At 61.6% G+C, this 18,452-nt stretch carries 27 protein-coding genes and 1 tRNA gene; 4 read left to right on the forward strand and 24 right to left on the reverse strand.

Annotated features, from left to right (window positions below):
- The 3 genes from C7441_RS22475 to C7441_RS22485 form a co-directional block, all read right to left on the reverse strand.
- Window positions 1-1,367, reverse strand: a 1,367-nt coding sequence (locus tag C7441_RS22475; protein ID WP_244916233.1) for a phage tail protein, incomplete at its 3' end; no start/stop codon positions are given.
- A gap of 15 nt (window positions 1,368-1,382) precedes the next feature.
- Window positions 1,383-1,844 carry a GNAT family N-acetyltransferase gene (locus C7441_RS22480; protein ID WP_109614786.1) on the reverse strand — a complete coding sequence of 154 codons (462 nt, stop codon included), beginning with the start codon at window positions 1,842-1,844 and terminating at the stop codon, window positions 1,383-1,385.
- Window positions 1,841-2,560: a hypothetical protein gene (locus tag C7441_RS22485; RefSeq protein ID WP_244916234.1), complete on the reverse strand. Its 720-nt coding sequence runs from the start codon at window positions 2,558-2,560 to the stop codon at window positions 1,841-1,843. Before C7441_RS22485 ends, C7441_RS22480 begins: the two co-directional genes overlap by 4 nt.
- A gap of 97 nt (window positions 2,561-2,657) precedes the next feature.
- On the opposite strand from C7441_RS22485, the gene C7441_RS22490 reads away from it, so the two are divergent.
- Complete coding sequence (locus C7441_RS22490; protein WP_109614787.1) at window positions 2,658-2,861, forward strand: hypothetical protein; 204 nt, start codon at window positions 2,658-2,660, stop codon at window positions 2,859-2,861.
- Here C7441_RS22490 and C7441_RS22495 read toward each other — a convergent pair.
- Window positions 2,833-3,462 (reverse strand): hypothetical protein, encoded by a 630-nt coding sequence (locus C7441_RS22495; protein ID WP_109614788.1) that lies wholly within the window; start codon window positions 3,460-3,462, stop codon window positions 2,833-2,835. The genes C7441_RS22490 and C7441_RS22495 overlap by 29 nt on opposite strands.
- The gene (locus C7441_RS22500) at window positions 3,462-3,764 is read right to left on the reverse strand and encodes a hypothetical protein (RefSeq protein WP_109614789.1); all 303 of its coding nucleotides are present in this window, start codon (window positions 3,762-3,764) and stop codon (window positions 3,462-3,464) included. Before C7441_RS22500 ends, C7441_RS22495 begins: the two co-directional genes overlap by 1 nt.
- 58 nt (window positions 3,765-3,822) lie before the next feature.
- On the opposite strand from C7441_RS22500, the gene C7441_RS22505 reads away from it, so the two are divergent.
- Window positions 3,823-4,005 carry a hypothetical protein gene (locus tag C7441_RS22505; RefSeq protein ID WP_146201554.1) on the forward strand — a complete coding sequence of 61 codons (183 nt, stop codon included), beginning with the start codon at window positions 3,823-3,825 and terminating at the stop codon, window positions 4,003-4,005.
- Between the two features lie 113 nt (window positions 4,006-4,118).
- Here C7441_RS22505 and C7441_RS22510 read toward each other — a convergent pair whose 3' ends face one another.
- Window positions 4,119-6,851: a tape measure protein gene (locus tag C7441_RS22510; RefSeq protein ID WP_109614791.1), complete on the reverse strand. Its 2,733-nt coding sequence runs from the start codon at window positions 6,849-6,851 to the stop codon at window positions 4,119-4,121.
- Between the two features lie 12 nt (window positions 6,852-6,863).
- Between C7441_RS22510 and C7441_RS22515 the strand changes: the two genes are divergently transcribed.
- Entirely contained in the window at window positions 6,864-7,166 is a 303-nt protein-coding gene (locus C7441_RS22515; RefSeq protein ID WP_109614792.1) for a hypothetical protein, read from the forward strand.
- 3 nt (window positions 7,167-7,169) lie between these two features.
- Here the strand turns inward: C7441_RS22515 and C7441_RS22520 are convergent, their stop codons facing one another.
- From C7441_RS22520 to C7441_RS22595, 16 genes are all read right to left on the reverse strand, one after another.
- Window positions 7,170-7,319: a phage tail assembly chaperone gene (locus tag C7441_RS22520; protein ID WP_244916235.1), complete on the reverse strand. Its 150-nt coding sequence runs from the start codon at window positions 7,317-7,319 to the stop codon at window positions 7,170-7,172.
- Between the two features lie 17 nt (window positions 7,320-7,336).
- Entirely contained in the window at window positions 7,337-7,714 is a 378-nt protein-coding gene (locus tag C7441_RS22525) for a hypothetical protein (RefSeq protein ID WP_109614794.1), read from the reverse strand.
- The gene (locus tag C7441_RS22530; RefSeq protein WP_109614795.1) at window positions 7,711-8,400 is read right to left on the reverse strand and encodes a phage major tail protein, TP901-1 family; all 690 of its coding nucleotides are present in this window, start codon (window positions 8,398-8,400) and stop codon (window positions 7,711-7,713) included. The genes C7441_RS22525 and C7441_RS22530 overlap by 4 nt, the downstream gene beginning before the upstream one ends.
- A 49-nt stretch (window positions 8,401-8,449) precedes the next feature.
- A complete protein-coding gene (locus tag C7441_RS22535) occupies window positions 8,450-8,863 on the reverse strand; it encodes a DUF3168 domain-containing protein (protein ID WP_109614796.1) in 414 nt (137 codons plus the stop codon).
- Between the two features lie 2 nt (window positions 8,864-8,865).
- Window positions 8,866-9,315 (reverse strand): HK97-gp10 family putative phage morphogenesis protein, encoded by a 450-nt coding sequence (locus C7441_RS22540; RefSeq protein WP_109614797.1) that lies wholly within the window; start codon window positions 9,313-9,315, stop codon window positions 8,866-8,868.
- Window positions 9,315-9,668 carry a head-tail adaptor protein gene (locus C7441_RS22545; protein ID WP_109614798.1) on the reverse strand — a complete coding sequence of 118 codons (354 nt, stop codon included), beginning with the start codon at window positions 9,666-9,668 and terminating at the stop codon, window positions 9,315-9,317. The genes C7441_RS22540 and C7441_RS22545 overlap by 1 nt, the downstream gene beginning before the upstream one ends.
- Window positions 9,668-10,231: a head-tail connector protein gene (locus tag C7441_RS22550; protein ID WP_109614799.1), complete on the reverse strand. Its 564-nt coding sequence runs from the start codon at window positions 10,229-10,231 to the stop codon at window positions 9,668-9,670. The genes C7441_RS22545 and C7441_RS22550 overlap by 1 nt, the downstream gene beginning before the upstream one ends.
- A gap of 2 nt (window positions 10,232-10,233) precedes the next feature.
- Entirely contained in the window at window positions 10,234-10,416 is a 183-nt protein-coding gene (locus tag C7441_RS22555) for a hypothetical protein (protein WP_109614800.1), read from the reverse strand.
- Window positions 10,417-10,476: 60 nt separating this feature from the next.
- Window positions 10,477-11,754 carry a phage major capsid protein gene (locus tag C7441_RS22560; protein ID WP_244916236.1) on the reverse strand — a complete coding sequence of 426 codons (1,278 nt, stop codon included), beginning with the start codon at window positions 11,752-11,754 and terminating at the stop codon, window positions 10,477-10,479.
- A 104-nt stretch (window positions 11,755-11,858) separates the two neighbouring features.
- Window positions 11,859-12,446 carry an HK97 family phage prohead protease gene (locus tag C7441_RS22565; RefSeq protein ID WP_109614802.1) on the reverse strand — a complete coding sequence of 196 codons (588 nt, stop codon included), beginning with the start codon at window positions 12,444-12,446 and terminating at the stop codon, window positions 11,859-11,861.
- The gene (locus C7441_RS22570; protein WP_109614803.1) at window positions 12,433-13,692 is read right to left on the reverse strand and encodes a phage portal protein; all 1,260 of its coding nucleotides are present in this window, start codon (window positions 13,690-13,692) and stop codon (window positions 12,433-12,435) included. Before C7441_RS22570 ends, C7441_RS22565 begins: the two co-directional genes overlap by 14 nt.
- Window positions 13,689-15,410, reverse strand: coding sequence for a terminase large subunit (locus C7441_RS22575; protein ID WP_170125237.1), 1,722 nt, complete (start codon window positions 15,408-15,410; stop codon window positions 13,689-13,691). Before C7441_RS22575 ends, C7441_RS22570 begins: the two co-directional genes overlap by 4 nt.
- Window positions 15,400-15,807: a hypothetical protein gene (locus tag C7441_RS22580; protein ID WP_109614805.1), complete on the reverse strand. Its 408-nt coding sequence runs from the start codon at window positions 15,805-15,807 to the stop codon at window positions 15,400-15,402. Before C7441_RS22580 ends, C7441_RS22575 begins: the two co-directional genes overlap by 11 nt.
- A gap of 132 nt (window positions 15,808-15,939) precedes the next feature.
- Window positions 15,940-16,200, reverse strand: coding sequence for a hypothetical protein (locus tag C7441_RS22585; protein WP_109614806.1), 261 nt, complete (start codon window positions 16,198-16,200; stop codon window positions 15,940-15,942).
- Window positions 16,197-16,379 (reverse strand): hypothetical protein, encoded by a 183-nt coding sequence (locus C7441_RS22590; RefSeq protein WP_109614807.1) that lies wholly within the window; start codon window positions 16,377-16,379, stop codon window positions 16,197-16,199. The genes C7441_RS22585 and C7441_RS22590 overlap by 4 nt, the downstream gene beginning before the upstream one ends.
- Entirely contained in the window at window positions 16,369-17,109 is a 741-nt protein-coding gene (locus C7441_RS22595) for an AAA family ATPase (RefSeq protein WP_109614808.1), read from the reverse strand. Before C7441_RS22595 ends, C7441_RS22590 begins: the two co-directional genes overlap by 11 nt.
- A 22-nt stretch (window positions 17,110-17,131) precedes the next feature.
- Between C7441_RS22595 and C7441_RS22600 the strand changes: the two genes are divergently transcribed.
- Window positions 17,132-17,205: transfer RNA gene (locus tag C7441_RS22600), tRNA-Arg, on the forward strand.
- Between the two features lie 192 nt (window positions 17,206-17,397).
- Here C7441_RS22600 and C7441_RS22605 read toward each other — a convergent pair.
- Together C7441_RS22605 and C7441_RS22610 are read right to left on the reverse strand one after the other, a co-directional pair.
- Window positions 17,398-18,111: a hypothetical protein gene (locus C7441_RS22605; RefSeq protein ID WP_109614809.1), complete on the reverse strand. Its 714-nt coding sequence runs from the start codon at window positions 18,109-18,111 to the stop codon at window positions 17,398-17,400.
- The gene (locus C7441_RS22610; protein WP_109614810.1) at window positions 18,098-18,400 is read right to left on the reverse strand and encodes a hypothetical protein; all 303 of its coding nucleotides are present in this window, start codon (window positions 18,398-18,400) and stop codon (window positions 18,098-18,100) included. The genes C7441_RS22605 and C7441_RS22610 overlap by 14 nt, the downstream gene beginning before the upstream one ends.
- Between the last annotated feature and the right edge of the window lie 52 nt (window positions 18,401-18,452).

Below are 18,452 nucleotides of genomic sequence, written 5' to 3' on the forward strand. Positions count from 1 at the left end.
TCACCGGCTTCGAGGATCCAGTATTCGGGCGGCAGGACAAAGGTGTGCCGGCGGGCACGCTGCGCTTCTTCCAGCGCCGATTTCATCAGCCGCTGGACCTGATCTGCATACGGCACGAAGTCGAACGAGACGTCCGCCATCAGGCGGCGATTGCCGTCCTTGGCTTCGAGATCGGCGCGATAGATCGGCGGCGCGACCTTGACGTTCCACGCCTCGGCCGGGTTCGGATGCTTGCCAGCGATGCCGTTGATCGAATCCGCCAACCCGAAGAACGGCGTGAAACTCTGCTCTTCGGTCGAGATGATTTCACCATCGGTGAAGCTGGCCACCGGCAGGCCGGGAGCCCCGACGAACACCTTGTAGACGCCACCCGCTTCCGACATGCGGCCTTGGCACGACGTCAGCAGCGCTTCGGAGGCATCACCCAGCGGTGCGGAAACCGCAATCTCGGCGCCACTGCGATAGGTCGCCACATTGGCGCCGCCCGACTTGATGACGGCGCGGCACTTCTGGATTTGCGCCCGCCAATGGGCGGCAGGCAGGCGCGCGGTGGTGACGCCTTGCAACCCGTAAAGCCACTTGCCGCCATAGCTCAGGCCGCGCCACAGATTGTAGAGCTGGACGGCCGGCAGGTGATCGCCATCGCCGCCCCACGTCGACGGATCGGACCAGCGATGCGTGCCGGAACCGCCCGCCGTGCTGTCTTTCGTGACATCGTAAAGCTTGAGGCCGTAGACCTCGAACTTGAACTGCGGAAAGCCGGTGAACAGCTCCTCATTGATCTGCGTCGTCACCACCGCATAGGCGACGCCGTAACCAACGCGAGTGGACTGATAGGGGCGTTCGGCACTCGAAACAGTGTTGACGAGGAAGCTGTCCGCGGCGGTCTGGGTGCCGTCGTAGAACTTCACCCACATGTGGTTGCCGCCGGGACCGGTCCAGTATTCCTTCACCGGATAGCCGCGGCTGCCGTAGCTGGTGTCGTTCCAGTCGATCGTGACCTTTTCGCCGTTGACCCACAGACCGACGAGGCTGTTGATCGGCAGGTCGGAGAGCGCGATGACCTGCGTCAGATAAGCGTTCGGTGTCTTCTTCTCGCTGCCCCATGTGTTGGCGTAAACGAGAGAACCGGCCGTGGCCGTGTAGCCGAGCGGAAAAGCGCGCGGCACGTCGCCACCCGACTGCAGCTGGCCCTGAATGGCGAAGGACGGGCCTTCCGGCTTGCCGGCCAAAGCCTGTGCGGCAAGGTTCAGACCGATGCCCACGGCAGCCTTGAGCAGCAGCGAGCCGATACCGCCCGCCAGCATGGTCGATGACAACAGGCCGCCGATGCCAGCGACAGCGGCGCCAATAGCAGAAAAAATCATGTCGGAGTTCCGGCGCTAGAGCGCTTTCAGAAAATTGGTTTCGGCCACGCGGTAGCCGCGCCGCAGGTAGAGCCGTGCAACGATCGGATCAGCCCCCATGCCGGCCATGCCCGCAAAGGCGCATCCACGTGTCTTGGCCCAGACCTCATAGGCATCGAGCATCTGCACCGCCGCCTTGCCGCGATGGGCGGGATCGATCCACCACAGCGTTTCCTGTGCGAACCAGACCGGGCCGAACATGTGCTCGAATGCCTTGGCCATCAGCACGCCCTGCGGCCGGTCATCCGGCGCATAGACCAGGCAGAGGCTGTTCGGATCGGCGCGATGTTCTTTGAACATGCGCTCCGCGTAGGCGGCAACGAACGGGAAGGTGAAGCCGGTCGGGCCAGTCATATCGTCAAAGCCTGCACCAGCGCGCGAATCCTTCAGCAACCGAACGACGCGCAACCGGTCGCGCTCGACCGCCTCCCTGATCATCGTGAGCCGCCGCCCTCATAGGAAGCGCCACCGCTATCCCGGCCGGACGGCTTGGCGACGACGCCACCGGACGATGCGCGCTTGGTCGGTATCTTGCCGCTGGCCTTGCCCCAGAACAGTTCTTGTTCGCCAACCACAGCGACGTCCTGAAAGAAATTGTCGGTTGGGTTGCGAAGCTTCTGGCTTTCGTGGCTACGGGTGTCGGGGTTGGAGCGGGTGATTTCCTGTGTGTGCGAAATCGCCGTCATCTCGACGCCGCCGTCTTCGCCCTCGGCCGGCGTCTTGATCTCGATCTGATCGATGAATCCGACGAAGCGGCAAACGGCCGGTGCCACGAGCTGGCGGGTGTCCGGATCGAACAGGCCGCGATAGACCTCGACGCGCGCCTGCTTGCAGTCGTAGAGCCGCACCGCCTGCTCGACCAGATCATCGATCTGGGACAGCTTGATCCTGATCGACTGCACGGTGAGATTGGCCACCAGTGGAATGTCACTGATCTCGATGAGCGTACCGGACCCGTACCAGTCGTAGGTGCTGGTCAGGCCGGTGTCAGGGTTCACCACAGATGCGGCCACGTTGCCGACATCCGACCAGAAGCCGACGACCTGCGGGGCGCCGGTGGCGCGATCACGCGCGACGATGCGCAGGAAGTCACGCGCGACCAGCGCACGCGCCTGCAACGCCGCGAAGTTCGGGGCGGAAAGATTGCGGGGCATGTCTACACCAAATAGCTGTGAAAACAGGGTTTTCCGGTTTTGGCCGGGTCCGGGATGGCTCTAGCTTGGCGTGGGGGCACGATGGATTCGAATAGCAATGGATTGCATTTTCCCCCACGAGGTCGAAGCGCTCGAAATGCTGGCAGGTCTCAGGCCACGGACCTCGGACGCGTGGATCAAGCTTTGCCTGGAAAACCTGAGCCGCGAGGGCCTTTGCACCGAGGGGCCGAACTATCGGCTGACGCAGGCCGGCAAAGCCTACCTCACGCTGGTCATCGGCTCTCTACAGCCTGAAAGCTGACGCTGCCGCGCCCGGTCTGGAGGTCAGCGGTGCTGCTGACACTACCCGAAACGACGGTCATCAGGCAGAACGGCCGGACAACGGTAACAGGATCGTTCACGGCCGTTTCCGGCCATAGCGGAGGCCTGATCTCGAATGCCCCCGTGACACCGGTTCCACCGGCTGTAGCAGCCTCCTGAATGCGGTGGAGGTTGCGCGTGCCGATCTGAAGCATGTCGCCAACGCGCCACTGAAAGCCAGCCGGCAGGCCCTTGGCGGTGATCGATTTGCGGCTGGCGTTTATGGTGTTGATGGCCGCAGCACTGACTGTCCCCATGCCCGTGCCGTTGGGGTAGGCCATCGGATAGCAACGGCTCAACGATCGGGCACGGAACTGCTGCAATCCGTTTTCCATGGCGTCCAGCCGCGCCCGCCACTCGTCGAGTTCATTCGGTCGCATTGAGAGCGACTGGAACGTGGCCCGCCACAGAGGCGAACCGAAATCCTTCACGCGCGTGACGCCATTCGCCTGCCGCGACTGCTCCTGCCGCCATAGCAGGTCGAACTCGGTGGACCAGCCGGGGAAGCCGGCCAGTAGGTCGAGGGGATAGGAGATGGCCATTAGAGTTTACGGCGCTCAGCGTCTCGGGTGATTTCCAGCACGCGCGCCGGCAACTGCTTTTCCAGCGACATCAGAGCGCGGGCAGTTGCGCCGCTGTCGCTCTCAAGCACATCAATACGGGCGGAAAGCACATCGCAATTGCACCTGATCGAAGGCTTGTAATGTGAAAGAAGATCGATGACAGCCTGAACCGAACCGATGGGATTTCCATCCACCACAATCAGTGGATTGCCGTCTTCATCCTTATGGCGCCCGACGAAGAACTCGCAATGCTCGTAGTCCGCTTTCTTGAATTCAGCCATGTGGACTCCTCCTTTTGGGTGTGTTTGGATGCCCCTCGCAAAACTCTGGGAGGGGAAAATGAGCGAAAAACAGCGCGTCGAACCGTGGCAAGAAATTAGAATTCGCCGAACGGATTCAGGGTGGGATTTTGTCCGCTTTGATGGACGCAACGGCGGTAGCGGGATCTACGGCACGCTATCGATGAAAGCCGCCACGTTCGATGAGGCAGTAGCCAAGGTCAAAGAACACTTTGACGTCTAGTTACTTCACAGCTTGTTAACCAGCAGGCCGCAATGTCGACCCGCGTTGTGTATTGAGTACGTGTCTCAGGCAACACGCTGACGGGCGGCATCACCCCGCCGCTCGTCAGCGACCTAAATCCCCGGCACACGCCGGCTTCGCGCGTTGCGGATCGTGCTGATCACGTTCGCCTCGAACTCACGCTTCTGCTTTTCCATTACTTGCGCCAGCCGCTCGACCGCCGCGACGTCAGCGCCGCGGGCATCAATGACAGGGGCGAAGGTGATAGACGGCCCAGCCTGACTGGCGGGCGCCTGAAGGCGCGGCATCTGCGGGACTTGGGGAATGATCGTCCCTGACCGGTTCGGTACGAACAGTTCAGGCCGCTTCTCCCCGACGATATACGGCTGGCCAGCACGAACTGGGCCGCCGTTGGCGCGGAAGATGTCCTCTGCCCAAGGTATGCCGCCACCTGAGCCGCCACCACCCCCGCCGAACAGGCCAAGCAGGCCGGACAGGAAACCACCACCGCCACCCATGTTCTGGATCTTGAAAAGATTGTTCAACACGTCATCGATGAGCGCATTGCCAATCTTTTTCAGCGTGCTGGCCAGCATGTCCCCGGCGGACTTCCCCTCGATGAGGCCATCAATCAGATCGCGGGTAACGTCCTTTGCGGCGCCAAGTGCTTCCTCTGCCCGCTGCCGTATTTCGTCCTGGCTTTCTGCGAGCTTGGCCGCCTCAACCGTGGCGAAGGCATATGTGTCGGCAAGGACGCTGATCTCCTGTTCAAGGGCCGGCGTAACTTCTATGCCAGCCCTCTTGGCTGCCGTTAGAAGTTCCTGCTGGATGCGGGCCTTCTCCAGCGCGTAACCGTAGTCATTGACCAGTGGATCGAGGCCGGCCAGCACGGCGTTTTCAGCCTGCATCGCCGCCACGGATTCGTTGATACGCTTGGTCAGGCGCTCGTAGTCGTTGTCACGCTCTTGCTTCGGTTTCTTGCCTTCGGCGGAACGAGCGGCGCTGCCAGCAAGGTTGGCCTGAGCAATGCGCTTGATCTGATCCTCCGTGACACGGATGCCATCGTCGGCTGCCTGCTTCTTGACGCGAGCTATCTCGTTTTCGAGGGCAAGCTGGTCTTTGCCGAGTTTCGCGCGGCGGGTTTGCTCAACTTCCCAGAGGCGAGATTCCTCCTTACGCGCATCCAGTGCGCGACGAGCGTTTCCAGCGCCGCCGCGCGAATTTGGGCCACGACCACTAACCATCCCACCATTGACTACAGCCATCTCGGCAGCAGCCTCTCGCGCGCCTTGAGCGACAAGTGCCAATCTGTCCAACAAAGGCGCGAGTTGATCGGCAAGTTTCTGGAAGTTCGGGTTGGAGTTTGCGAGCGCAAAAAGTTCTTGCTTCGCGGCTTCGGCGCCATCGCCGTTTTCTTTAAGGCTGTCTCGGACGCGCCGAAGATCATCAAGCTGATCTTGTGACGCCATAGGCTGACGCGAGAGGTTTCCGGCCTCGTCACGAACGAGTTTCAGGGCAGGTGCGGTTTCGATCGCGCCATCCAAAAGACGCATGACCGCATCGTGGGCATCGTCAAACTGACTTTGAGCAGCCGTGTTCTCGTGGCCGAGCGCGTTCTTCAGCGCCTCGTTATAGCGCTCACCAGCCGCTTCGACCTTTTCAGCTGAGCCTTCAGCACGCTTGCTGATTTCGTCCAAGCGATCAGCAAAACGTTGTGCCCCCTCGCTCGCGTCGGCAGTCGCACTGCTGTACAAGATCAGTGACGACACAACCGCGCCGCCAATAATCATCCCAACCGGCCCAGCTGCAGCGGCAAGGCCGCTGAACCCCATGCTAAGCCGCGTCATCGCTCCCGCTGCAGCCATTGCGCGGGTGAAGTCGTAAAGAGCTTTACCGGACAGCCCAAGCTTGGCGATCATGCCGCTAATCGAGCGCCCAATAAGCGCCCCGGCAATCACCGCCGCGAATTGCAAAACTCTGTCGGCTGTCTTGTCGAAGTTGTCCGCCATGATGACCAGCGCTTCGGAAATCTTGGCAGAGACGCCGGTCGCGTGGTCGGCGTTTCCGACATATTCCAGCAGCGCATTCTGCAAAAGCTGGATACCATCCGAGATCGTGGCAGGCATGGCTTCGGCTTCGGCGCGCAGCTTTTCCATCTGCTTCGAAAGAGAGGCGACAATGTCGCGACCGGTAATCTTACCCTGCTGGCCAAGTGCGCGCAGCTGGTTGACGCCAACGCCAAGCCCCTCTGCCAATGCCTCCGCTAGCCTGCCGCCCTGCTCTATGACGGTGTTAAGATTGTCTCCCTTGAGCGCCCCGCCTGCCATTGCCTTCGACAGCGCGTTCATGACCGCTTCGGCGCGCTGCCCTTTCGCGCCAGAGATCACCAACGCGTTGTTGACCGATTCCGTGTAGTCGAGCGTCTGGTCCGTGCTGTATCCAAGCTCGCGCATAGCCGTTGCGTTAAGCAAGTAGCCTTCCGCCGTTTGTTCAAGGCTGGAGTACGTGCGGCGGGCCACCTCGCTAAGGCGACCCATAACCTCCTGCCCCTTCTCCATGGAGCCGGCGGCGAGTTTCACGCGGGAATTGAGGTCCGTCCATGTGTCCGTCAGCTTGACCAGTTCGCCGGCACCAAGCGCTGCGGTGATACCGCCAATGAGGTTCTTGAATGAGCCAGTTCCGATGCCGCTGAGGCGTGCATCGATTTTCTTTGCCATCTGGTCGAACTGCTTTTCCACCTTACGCGTGGTCGCGCTGGTGTCGCCCTCAAGCTTTTTGAGGACGCGCAGCATTTGGCGGTTGTCTGCACTTATGCTTAAAACAAGCTGCTCAAGATCAGTCGCCATGAGGTGCTCCAGATGAAAGCATTGGTCGCTGCCGCCTGCATCGCCGTCTTAGCCTTCGTCGGCTATTATTTTTTGGGGGAGTATTCAGATTATTCCGCCCGGCAGGCCAGCGCATCAGCGGCGGCTGCCAAAATGGAGGATGCTCGGGAGGAAATATTCAAACTTGCCGAGGCTGACCCCCACGAACCAAAAGTGGCTGCGTCATGGTGCAGACTTACAGCAATGCGCCTGAACGGCGGCAATCTTGATGGAAACAATCAGGCCGCCCGCATCGTTGCGAACTGCAAGATGCTGGGGCTTATTCCTCTCGAATAGCCTTCACCCATACCGCTCCAGCAGCTTTGCCATTTCGTTTTCGCTCGGCGCTTCGATCTCCTTCGGATCGCGATGCATTTCGTTGAACGCATCCACGGCGTCGAAAAACTCCGAGAGGGTGGCGGACCAGAACTCCGGTGGCCGCCAGCCCATGGGGCCGATTGCTGATTTCAGCCAGTCGCGGAACGGGAAGGGCTTGTCTTCGTCGCCGTCTTGCCTTCCCCGACGGCGTCGGCTTTTCCCTCGTCTTCACCGACATGATGCATGAGCGCTGCGGTGAACGCCTGCTTGCAGGCAGCGAAGTCAGTCAGACGCAATTCCTGCGCAGCCTGGGCAGCATCGCCCTTCACGGTAAGATGCTGGATCGCCGCCATAGTGGCCGCCACCTCGGCACCAAGCAGGCGCTGATATAGGTCGATGAACGACTTGCAATCCAGCGCGGTGGAAAGCGCTGCAAGCCGGCCCATCTCGCAGGCGATCACGAGATCGACGCCGCCCACGCGCAGGGCAACCTCGCCCCGCGCGCCATTGACAGGATGGCTGCTCATGCCGCCACCACATCAGCCGTACCGCCGCTGGTCGCGGAAGCGCTGCCGGTGCTGTTGGTGGCCGTGACGGTGACCGAGATGGTCGAGCCGACATCGCCGCTGACCGGCGTATAGGCGTCCGTGGTTGCGCCAGAGATATTGGCACCGTCCTTCTTCCACTGGAAGGTGAAGACCGGATTTCCCGTCCATTCGCCGGGGTAGGCTTTGAGTTCGGAGCCTTCTTCGGCAATGCCCGCGATCGACGGCAGCAGCGAATTGACCGGCGTCACCGCCTCGGCCGTGAAGGAAAGCGGGCCGGCGGCCGAGAACGTGGCCGAAAACTCCATGTTGCCTTCCATCTCGCCCGTGAACTCGAAATCCGAGACCATCCACGGGCCTTCATAGGTGCCTTCGCCGGGAACGACGACCTGTGCGTCGAACACCGTGCCGTTGCGGACGTTCGTCATCAGGGCGGCCTGCGTGGCACCACTGACGAATGCGCCCGAACCGCTGAAGGATCGGTTGACGATGCCGGGCTCCGCGGTCTTCTGAACCGCCCCACCGGGGTTGTTGCAGTCCGGAATCGTCGTGTCGACCTCGTTGGCCGATAGGTTGAACGAACGGGTTTTCATGCCGCACAGGTTGGCGAACGTGGCGGGTGCGGTCTTGATCTTGATAAGCAAAAGCCTGCCGGGATGCTGGGCCATGGTGATATCCTTTTGGTGATGGATGCCTTGCCGAAGGGCGGTGAAGGCGTCAGGCGTTTGACTGGACGATTGCCCGGAACTCGACGACGCCGTGGCCGGTGAGATCGTCGCGGTCGTAGAAGACGCGATCTCCGCGATGGTCGAGCGTCACAAGGTGGTTGCTGGGCAGCGCCAGCGGGTAGCCATGCAGGGCGCGGCCGACCTCGTAGGCGATGCTCCGGGCGTCTTGCAGCGGATCCATGCCGTCGCGGGTCCAGACATGGACGTTCAGCGTGATCTCTTCGCCGGTGATGCAGGTCGCATCGTCGCGCAGGCCGAACGTGTCGAAGTTGGCGATGTGCGGGAAAACGGCGTCTTCTGGCGCGCGATACCATACCCGGTCACCGACCAGCGCTGACACGTTCGCAGCCTTCAGCAGCCTGTCGCGAGCGAAAAGGACCAGTTCTCTTCCAGGTGAGGCCATGGTTATTTCTTCTGAGCCCTGCGCACAGCGCGGTTGATGGCGGTGGCGACCTTGCGCCTGATCCGCTTCTGGTGCTGGCGATAGGTCGGGAAGATGTGGGGCTGCGCCGTCATCTTACCCGATGACCTGCCGGTCTTTTTAACCGTGCGATCGGCCGTTCCGTATTCCAGCCAGCGCCACAGAAAGCTGGCGAAAATGCCGGTCGCGTTCTTGTCCTTGGTCTGACGCAGGCCAAACACGGCCGCGCCGGGATTGTCGCTCAGCTTTCCGCCTCGGATGCTCGAACGGTAATCGCCGGTCTCACCGATTGGCGCGCGCTGCTCGATTGCTTCCGCCAGTTCCTCGGCAGCCTCAAGCTGTGCCTTCGCCGCCTCCTGGTCGATGTCTGGCACGAGCTCGCGCAGCCGCCTGGCCAGCTTTTCGCGCCCGACGAATTTGGCCCGGATCGCCATCAGGAAGCGACGCCATGTTCGACAAGCATTTCCAGCTTCAGCCGGCGGCTGTCAGGATCGAACAGCGAGCGGATATTGAAGGTGCGGGCCGGATTGTCGGCATCCACCAGCCGCCAGCCAGCCGTGATCTTTCGCGTGTCCTCGCTCTGCCAGATCGTGACGATATAGGCCTGTACGCCCTGCAGCCGGCCGGCCAACACCTGCTCACCGCCGGTCTTCGGTTCGAATGCGGCCAAAACGGTGAACTGCGTTTCCCACTTGCCGCCACCTGGGACCGGATTGCCCAACTCGTCGGTTGCCGCGACTGTCTTCTGACAATGGACCCGAACGGTCATGTTGCCGGTGCGAGCCATCACGCGCCTCGACGATGATTGCTGAGCAGTGCATCGACACCCATGGGGATCGTCGTGGCAATGGTGCCGGTGACCACGGCGTCACGGTTGACGAACCAGTGACCGATTAGCATCAGCATGGCATGCTGCACGCTCTCGGGAACCGAGCCGCCATATACGGCGGTGAGGGTGATGCGGGAGCCGAAGCGGACGCGCGGCCATGACTGTCCGGGCTTGAGCGCAATCGACGGCTCCAACCCGTCTTTGTGTTCCTCGTAGACCGTCGCGTCGACCGTCTGTTCATTGCCGTCGGCGTCGACGTATTCGATGGAGGTGACCGACTTCAACGGCCCTTCCGAAAGACGGGAGAAGTCGGCGAAGCTGTCACACTGCGACGAGATGGTTTGCCCCGCCCATCGGGCATTGCAGTATTCCTCCGCATGCGCGCGCGCCGCCTTGATCAGCCGGTTCAGCTGCGTGTCGAAATGCGTCTCGCCCGGCAGGATGCCGCATTGGCCCCGTGCATCGGCCAACGTCACCGGCTCAGCGTCCGGCGCGCCTATGACGGTCGACGGATGCCACATGGTCAGCCGCGCTTTTCGGGCGCTGGATTGCGGACTGCCCGTTCGGTCCTAAGCTCCGATACGGGCACGGCATAGCCTGCATCGATCAGGCTCCTGGCCTCATCGCCGGAAAATCGCTCGGTCTCCTCATTGGGCGAGAGGGCAAAGCCAACACCGGCCAGACCGATAAGCATTTTCAGTTTCATGGATATCTCCTTCGACTTTGAGAGCGGGCCACCGAAGCAGCCCGCCTTGCAAAGCCGAACTCAGGCGGCCTTGGTGATGAGGTGCTTGACCGCGGCGGTATCGCCAAGCTCGCCGTCGAAGCGGATCAGGCCAGCAATGCCGAGGTCGGGCCAGAAGCGTTCGCGCAGCACGCCGATGACGGGAGATCCAACCTTGCGGACGAAGTACTTGCCGAAGTCACCGAACAGCATGACCTTCTTGGCCGCTGCGAGACTGTCCATCGCCTGATTGATGGAATAGCGGTAGCCGAGGATCGTGCCGGGCACGCCGTTCTGCACGTCGCCGGCAGTCCAGATGTAGCGACCTTCGCCGTCCTTCAGCTTGCGCAGCGCGCTCAAGCTGCTGTCATTGAACATGAACCGCACCTTGGGCGAGGTCCGATAGGCCGGATCCACCGAATGCACGAGGTCGATGATTTCGTCATAGGTGATTGCGGCCACCGCGGTTGCGGTCTTGCCAAGGCTGGAGGCCGTGACGACGCCGTTCGGATCATCCGAGCCGGCTCCGATGGTCAGTTCCTTATTGGCGATGCGGCCAAGGCGTTCACCCAGCAGGCCGCCAAGCAGCGTCTCCATGTTGAAGATGCTGTCCTGCGCCAGCTCCATCGAGAAGCGGACGAACTCGGTGTCGTAGACGTAGGCGTCGAGCGACTTCTGCCCGAAGGTGACGTCCTTACCGCCGTCATCGGTGAGCGCCGTGCCTTCCGTGTGCTTGCCGGCAGTCACCGCCGTGTCATCGACCGTCGGGATCTTGATCGGATTGCCGCTCGCCGTGGTCATGACGGTGCAGATGTCCTCATCGTACATCGGCCCCCATGCCTTCATCGACTTGATGATTTCGTTGGCAAGCTCGGTCGGAACCGTGTAGCCGCCGGAGGCTGGCGTGCCGGTGACCTGGGCGCGGAACTCGGCCTTGGCTTGAACGCCAGCCCGCAGAACGGCACGTTCCTCGCTGGAAAGTTCGGTCGGATCGCCACCGCAGGCGATGAACTTGTGGAAGACCTGACGGTATTCCAGCGCCTCGCCTTCGTCCTGACCGCGCGCTTCACCATCGCCGGGATTGGGGCGCTTCTTCGCGCGTTCCTCGGCCGCCGCGTCATCGATGCGCTTCTGCGCGGCGGCCATGCGCTGCTCACGCGCGATCTGCGTTTCGACCTTGTCGAAGTCAGCCATGATGTCGTCATGGCGCTTTTCGAGTTCCGCAGCGCGGGCCTCGTCGGTGTTCTTCTTGATCTCGTCAAGGGCAGAGCGGGCGTCGGCAACGAGCTTTTCCCGCTTCTCAATCAGTTCCTTGAGCATGATGATCTCCTATGCTGCTCAACGTCGAAAGGCCCGCTCGAACGCAGGCGGTGGAGACGGGAAGCGGGATGCTTGCCACGCCCTCCGGCAAACGCCGGGTAAACTCAGATGATGTTGCGGAACCGGGCTTCAGCCTCGGCCTTGCGCCGGGCGAACGCGGCGGCGTTGTGCTGGCGACGGCCTTCCTTGCGTGCCTCGTCGAGCGAGCGCAGCGCAATGGACGTCCCGTCATAGGCAGGGTCCGTCACAACCGACACGTCGAACAATTCGACTTCCTCGACGGTGCGAAGCGGCGGGTCTTGCGTATCGTCCCAGCGCTGCACCGTGGCGCGGAACGCAAAGGACATCTTGTCGAGATCGCCGCGCTTCATCTTCGGCACAATCCGCTGGACGTCCGGGTCGCCCGAATCAAGCTCCGTCTCGATCTTCAGGCCGTGGCTGTCTTCCGTCAGCTTGAGCGTGCCCGACCGCGTGCGCGCCAGTGGCAGGCCCGTGTGGTTGATCAGGAAGGGCACATCGGTCGATCCCAGCGCCTTGCGAAATGCGCCGGGCAGGATGACCTCACGGAAGTAGCCGCCGATGTTGGCCTCCTGGTTGAACACGGCCGCATAGCCGGACACCTTGACGCCGGTATCATCGGCACGGATTTCGGCCGGGATACCGCCGCGCTTTTCAATGTCAGGCTTCGGCATTGTCGTTTTCTCCATTGTCGCCTGCCGGCTTCGGCAACCCCGACTGAACCGGCTGCTTGCCAAGCACCACGGTCGCGCCCTGCACCAGCAATTCGTCGGCATCCGGATTCGAATGCTTCGGCCGGTTCTCGAGCGCCCGTCCTTCGTTCGGCGTGATCTGCGCGGTCTGGATGGCTCGTGCGATGCCCTCGACCCTCGACTTGAAATCGCCACGCATCAGACCGTCCAGATTGTGCTCGACGTACAAGCCGCCGCTCTCACGACCGAACAGCTTCAGGTTCATCTCGCCTTCGAAGGCTTCCGCCCACTGGCCGATCAGATGCTTGACCAGATGCAAATCCTGCTGTTCGACATTGGCGAATGTGCCTTTGCTCAGGTCTTGCAGGAAGGCCGGCGGCATTTGCCAGGCACGCGCGATCTCCTGAATCTGGAACAGCCGCGCCTCGGTCATCTGGCCCTTGGCAGGATCGAAGCCCACCGGCTTCAGATCGTGGCCGGGCGGGATAGGCACGATCTGCTTGCCGCTCTTACGGGCCTCATCGATAGACCTGCGCATGTCGCTCATGGCCCGCTGCAAGCCGTCAGCGCCCTGCGGCAGCGGCCCCGACAAAGCGAGCGGAGGGACACCGCCACCAGCAAAGAAGTTCGAGCCGTAATCGTTCATGGCAATGGCGAGCTGGATCGCCTTGGCGGCCAGATTGATCGGCCCGTAGTGCGAAAGCTGATCGGCCTTCAGCATGAACGGCACATCGATCACATCGGCGGCAGGGTATTCCTTGTTCTCGAATTTGTAGATCCGGCGCCCGGCAACCCGTTTGACCGTGACCTTGCGCGGGTCCATCGGCCACAGATTGACGATTTCCTTGCCGTCGCGCTCAATCCACGCCAGCCCACGACCACCCGTAAAGACCTGTTGCCAGAAATATTGCCGGAACAGGAAGCTCGACATTTCCCCGTTGGCATTGTCGTGAACCACCGCGCCGAGCGTGCCACCAACCCGCGTTGCTCCATCGGAAGTTGACCGGTAGGCATGAAGCGGAAGCGCCGCCAGCGTGCGCGACAGGAACGCCACGGCCGCTGCCACTGCCGGCACGGTCAACGCGCGATCGATGGTGACATGCGGCAGGTCGGCCGACTGCACGCCGAAGAACGCAAGGAAGTTTTCCGAACTGACCGGAACGCTCTCGTTCTCGGGCGAGGTCGCGCTGCGCGCCTCCCGCCGAATATTGAATCCAAGAATATTCATGCGTTCACCAGTGAAAATTCGGGATCATCCCACGGCGATGCCGGCGCGGGCTCATCGGCGATCATCCATCGGCCCAGCGCCATGATATGGGCCACCGGGCCGTCTATCTTGTTCTCGTCGCGCTCCTTGCGCGGGTAGACCTGATCGCGGTGGTTCGCCTTCGTCACCACGTTGGACAGCATCCATGTGAAGATCGGATCGCCATCATGGGCGATGGCCCGCTCACGGATCAGCCCGTCCATTTCCTTCATCGGCTCCGAGAAGTTCTTCATCGTCGCGAAGACTTCCGTGCAGGTGATGCCCTCGGCCTGAAGCTCGCTCACCATCATGCGGGCTTGATCCGGGTCATAGGCCACCTCCAGCAGCTGGTGGCGGTCGCGGATGCCAAGAATGTCATCGCGGATCATGGTCATGTCGTTCATCTCGCCGTCCGACTGGACGATGAGGCCGTCGCGATGCCACGCCTGATAGTGTTCGTTCTCGCCCTTCTCGATGGCCGCCGACGGCAGGTAGTAGCGACCGAAACGAGCGAACCTGAAACCTGCCCCGATCAGTTCCGCCGCCTTCGGGCAATCGCACTCATCGAGCCCGAACGTGATCTCCATCGCCGCCACGTCCACCTTGGACGCAAGGTCAAGACCGATCCGGCACGGCTGGCCGGCGAAATCCGATAGCTTCAGCCCATCGGCCTCGCTCTCGATCCAGCGCTGGACGTTGAAGAATGCTTCCTTGGCGTTGACCCACTCGTTCAGGTGCTTCGTTTTGAACGCCGATACATGCCGCGCGTTGTTGATGGCGCGCCGCTGTTCGGTCAGCAGGAACTTCTCACCAACCGAAACACCGAAGTTCGGGTTGGCCTTCTGCAATGCTTCCGGCGTCGTCCAATCGTCATCGGGGTCGATCCCGTAGAGCAAGGCGAACAGCCCATCGTCCTCGATGATGCCTTCCAGCATCCTCCTGGCTTCCTGCATCATCGCATAGCAAGGGCCGGCGATGTTCGATCCCGCCGTGGTGATCACCAGGATCATCGACTGGTCACGCGCTCCCATGCCTGTCGCCATGGTTTCCAGCATCGCATCCGTGTCGTGCTCGTGATACTCGTCGATAATGGCGCACGATGGCGACGATCCATCGCCGGGCTTGCCGATCACCGGCTCGAACCGGCCGCCATCCTCAGCGCAGAATATGCTCTTGGCATTGACCTCGACGCCGTAGAACTCCCGAAAATCGGGGTTGCGCTGCGCCATCAGCTTCGCTGGGCGGAACACCTCATAGGCCTGCTTCTCATTGGTGGCACCGGAGAAGACTTCCGCACCATGCTCACCGTCGGCTGTCAGCATGTACAGGCCGATTGCTGCCGCCCATGCCGATTTTCCATTCTTGCGCGGAACCAGCAACATCGCCCTGCGGAACCGACGAAACCCATCGGCCTTACTGATCCAGCCGAAGATCGAGCAGGTCATGAACACCTGCCAGGGCTGCATCACCAGCTTCTCGCCGCGCGCTGCCCAGCTGCCCTTGGTGTGCGGCATCAGTTCGATGAACTGGCATGCCGCTTGGGCCGCCCGGAAGTCGAACCGATATTCGAACTGCTTGCCCTTCTTCAGATCGTCCAGATGCCGCTTACAGGCGAGGCGCACCCATTTGCAGGCAGCGATCTTCCCGGCCACGACCTCTTTCGCATAGCCAGTTGCGATCCTGACGTAATCACGATCCACGACGCCCGACTCTCGCAAATGGGTTAGACGCAGGAGCCTTGGGCGCTCCAGCCACCATGCGGCTGCGAGGACCAGCTATCCCGAACATCTCTGCCTTCTTTCGAACCTCGGCAAAGGCTGCGACCGGCGGCATCTCTCCGGCTCGGATCGCCTTCACGATACCGCCCTGCAATACACAGAAATTGGCGAACTCATTGCTGTCGGCCTCGGTAATCAGCTTCTGGCTAACCCGGCCAACATTGTCCTGCCAGACTTCCTCGCCCTCCGGTGTCAGCCAGTCGGGCATCTGAGGCATGCCCTCGGATTCGATGATCTCGATGCCGGCGTCGCGATGGGCGCGATAGGTTCCGCGCGCCACCTTCTCGGCCGGCAGCATTTTCTTGGGACCGCGTTTCATGAATTATCTCAGCCCCGGAATTTAATTTGGCCTCGTGAAAGTTTCCTTGGGGCCGCCGGTCAGGGATCGAACCATGAAAGGTTTTGACCCTCCCCCTCCCACCCGAGAAACGGCCGAATAGTGCTTGACCTGTTATTCGCGCCTTGTGTCGTCTTTGGCATCCTGTGGCCTCAGGTCCTCGACCACATCGACAATGCAGCCTGTCCCGACCTTGTAGGCCGGCGACCCTTCTGTCTCGTCCTTGAAGTTGAAGTCCCACGTCTGGCCACGTGCCGCGTGTCGGATGCCAAGCTCCTTGGCGATGGCCTCACCCACGATGCGCTTCAACTCATGCCGATCGATGATGACGCGATGCCGACGCTCGTTCACCTCGGACGTGACGATCTTGCTCATTCCTCGTCGCCCTCTACCTCGACCACGACGTTCCAGCCTGTGACCAGGCCGGCAAGCTCGAACAGCCGCGTCGCTATCCAGATGCGGACACCGAAGAGGCGAGGCATTCGAACGCCGATGCGGATACTCTCCATCAGATCCCTACCGTCGATGACAATCTCGCCTGCGCTACGTGCCATGCCTCACCACCTCATCGCCTTCCCTGCGCTCATAGGCGCTCCACCACTTACCGATAGCCTCGAAGGTGATCTCCCTCGGGCGGGCGTTGTCTGCCCTCACGCGGGCCATGCATAACGCTGGCGGCGTCTCCAGGACGATGATGCGCTCGGGCTGCATCGTGTCTGCCCACCATTGCCTGTTGTCCGGCCTGGCCTCCGAGACGATCAGCCAGGCACGAGGCCACCGTGACGTTGATCGCATGATGTCGCCCAGCATCTCGTTGCGGGCGCGGATCGCTGGTGTCAGCCACTTGGCTCGATCCCATCCATGAAGCGACTGGCCCGACAGGCTGGAGGCGATGACGTCGAGGTCGATCACCAGATCGGCGGGGCCTGCATGTTCCTTCACGTAGCTGCTCTTGCCAGAAGCGGGCGCACCGCACACGATCACCAGCGGGATTGCCGAAGGCCTGAGCCATTCCGGTCGCCACTGGTGCTTGCCGAATGCCTGGTCCCTGGCGGTGCGCTTCAGGTGGCAGGGGCGGCACAGTGGCCGCAGGTTCTCCCTTTCATCGTTGAAGCTGTCACCGTCGATGTGGTCGACCTCATCAGCCTGCACGATCTTGCCTGCCTGCTTGCAGAACCGGCACAACGGCTCCTGTGCGAGGATGACTCGGCGCAGCTTCTGCCACTGCCAGCCGTAGCCGCGTTCAGTGGTGGTCTTGCGGTGAGCCGGTGGCATGCTCGACATTGGATGATATGTTCCTCGCCATGCGCTCGTAGCTCAAATGGATAGAGCACCGGGCTTCGATCCCGTAGGTTGCAGGTTCGAGCCCTGCCGAGCGCACTTCCTGCCGATGCGGATTTGGGTATCAGGACGGGCCGGACTGAAACCGGCTGTCAGCGGAGCGATATGCTAACCGCGCTCTCTCGCCTCGATCGCTTGCCGACCAACAAAAAACCCGCCTGATTTGGCGGGCTTCGGGCGCAACTCTGCAACTTGACGTTCACCCTAGGGGTTTAGTGACGAAAGGTCAATTCATTTCTTCCCCGAAACGATCCTTTTTCCACAAGGCGCGAGAAAGTTGAAGTGGATCGCGCACTCCCGAAGATCGTTGTGCAAGACCGTGGCCGCCTCCCTGTCGGTCTGGCCGTCTCGTTTGGCAATCTCCGCAGCCGTCAAACCCTGGACGCAGTAGAGCATCAGGCGCTCGAATGAGAACCTGCCAAGGCTTTCGACCGCACCCTTAAGCTTGTCATAGGCGGCAACCCGACCATCAGAGATGCCGGTGGCATATCCGGATTTGATCCCGCGCAGGAAGTCAGAAGGAGATGCGATGGCGACGCCCGCTCGCTCCCAGAGCAATGCGAAGTGGCTCCCAGCGTGAAAGAATGCGTCCTGCTTGTCGCGCCCATAGCGCCATTCGAATGTTCCGGGACGCGCCCGCATGAGCTTGGTGGTGTAACGACTATCAGTGACACGAACACGGACCTTGGAAACCTTGGCGCCTTCCTTCAGGCCATCGATCTTGCGAAGCTTGGCGAGCCGCTTGCCTTCTGCCGAAAGACGAGCGGAGGCATGGTCCCGCAGCTCCTGCCGTTGCCATACGTCACGGACACGCGTGTCCTCGACCGTCGGCGCGGTGGCCTTGGCCTGCCTCGCAGCTTCTCGCTGGGCGCGCTGTCCGGCAAGGTCAATGCGGCGCGATCCATCGACGCGCGTAGCAGGAAGGCGCTTTTCAACGGGCTTCATTCAAATCCCTTCGGTAAGCTTGTCGTTTCAGGTAAAGGCGGCGCTCCGGTGTGAGCTTGGCCACGGCCGGCCGCCAGTTCATGGGAGGCGTGTAAATCTGCGCGGGCGGATCGATGCGAAACCATCGGCCATCACGATCAAGGAAATACCGGAGGGCGGTTTCGAACTCTCCAGCCATGTCGTTGAAAAGCAGTTCGCAGATCGTGCCGTCCGGCTTGGCATCTGCCATCGCTCGCCATGGATTGAGCCGGTCGTAGGCTTCGCGAGCTAGGCGTTCGGAGATGTTCACAGATCTGCCCCCAAGCCAGCGATGACAGCTAGCAGTGGGAACGTGACTGCAC

This window comes from Pseudaminobacter salicylatoxidans, assembly GCF_003148475.1.
In the GTDB taxonomy this organism is placed as follows: domain Bacteria; phylum Pseudomonadota; class Alphaproteobacteria; order Rhizobiales; family Rhizobiaceae; genus Pseudaminobacter; species Pseudaminobacter salicylatoxidans.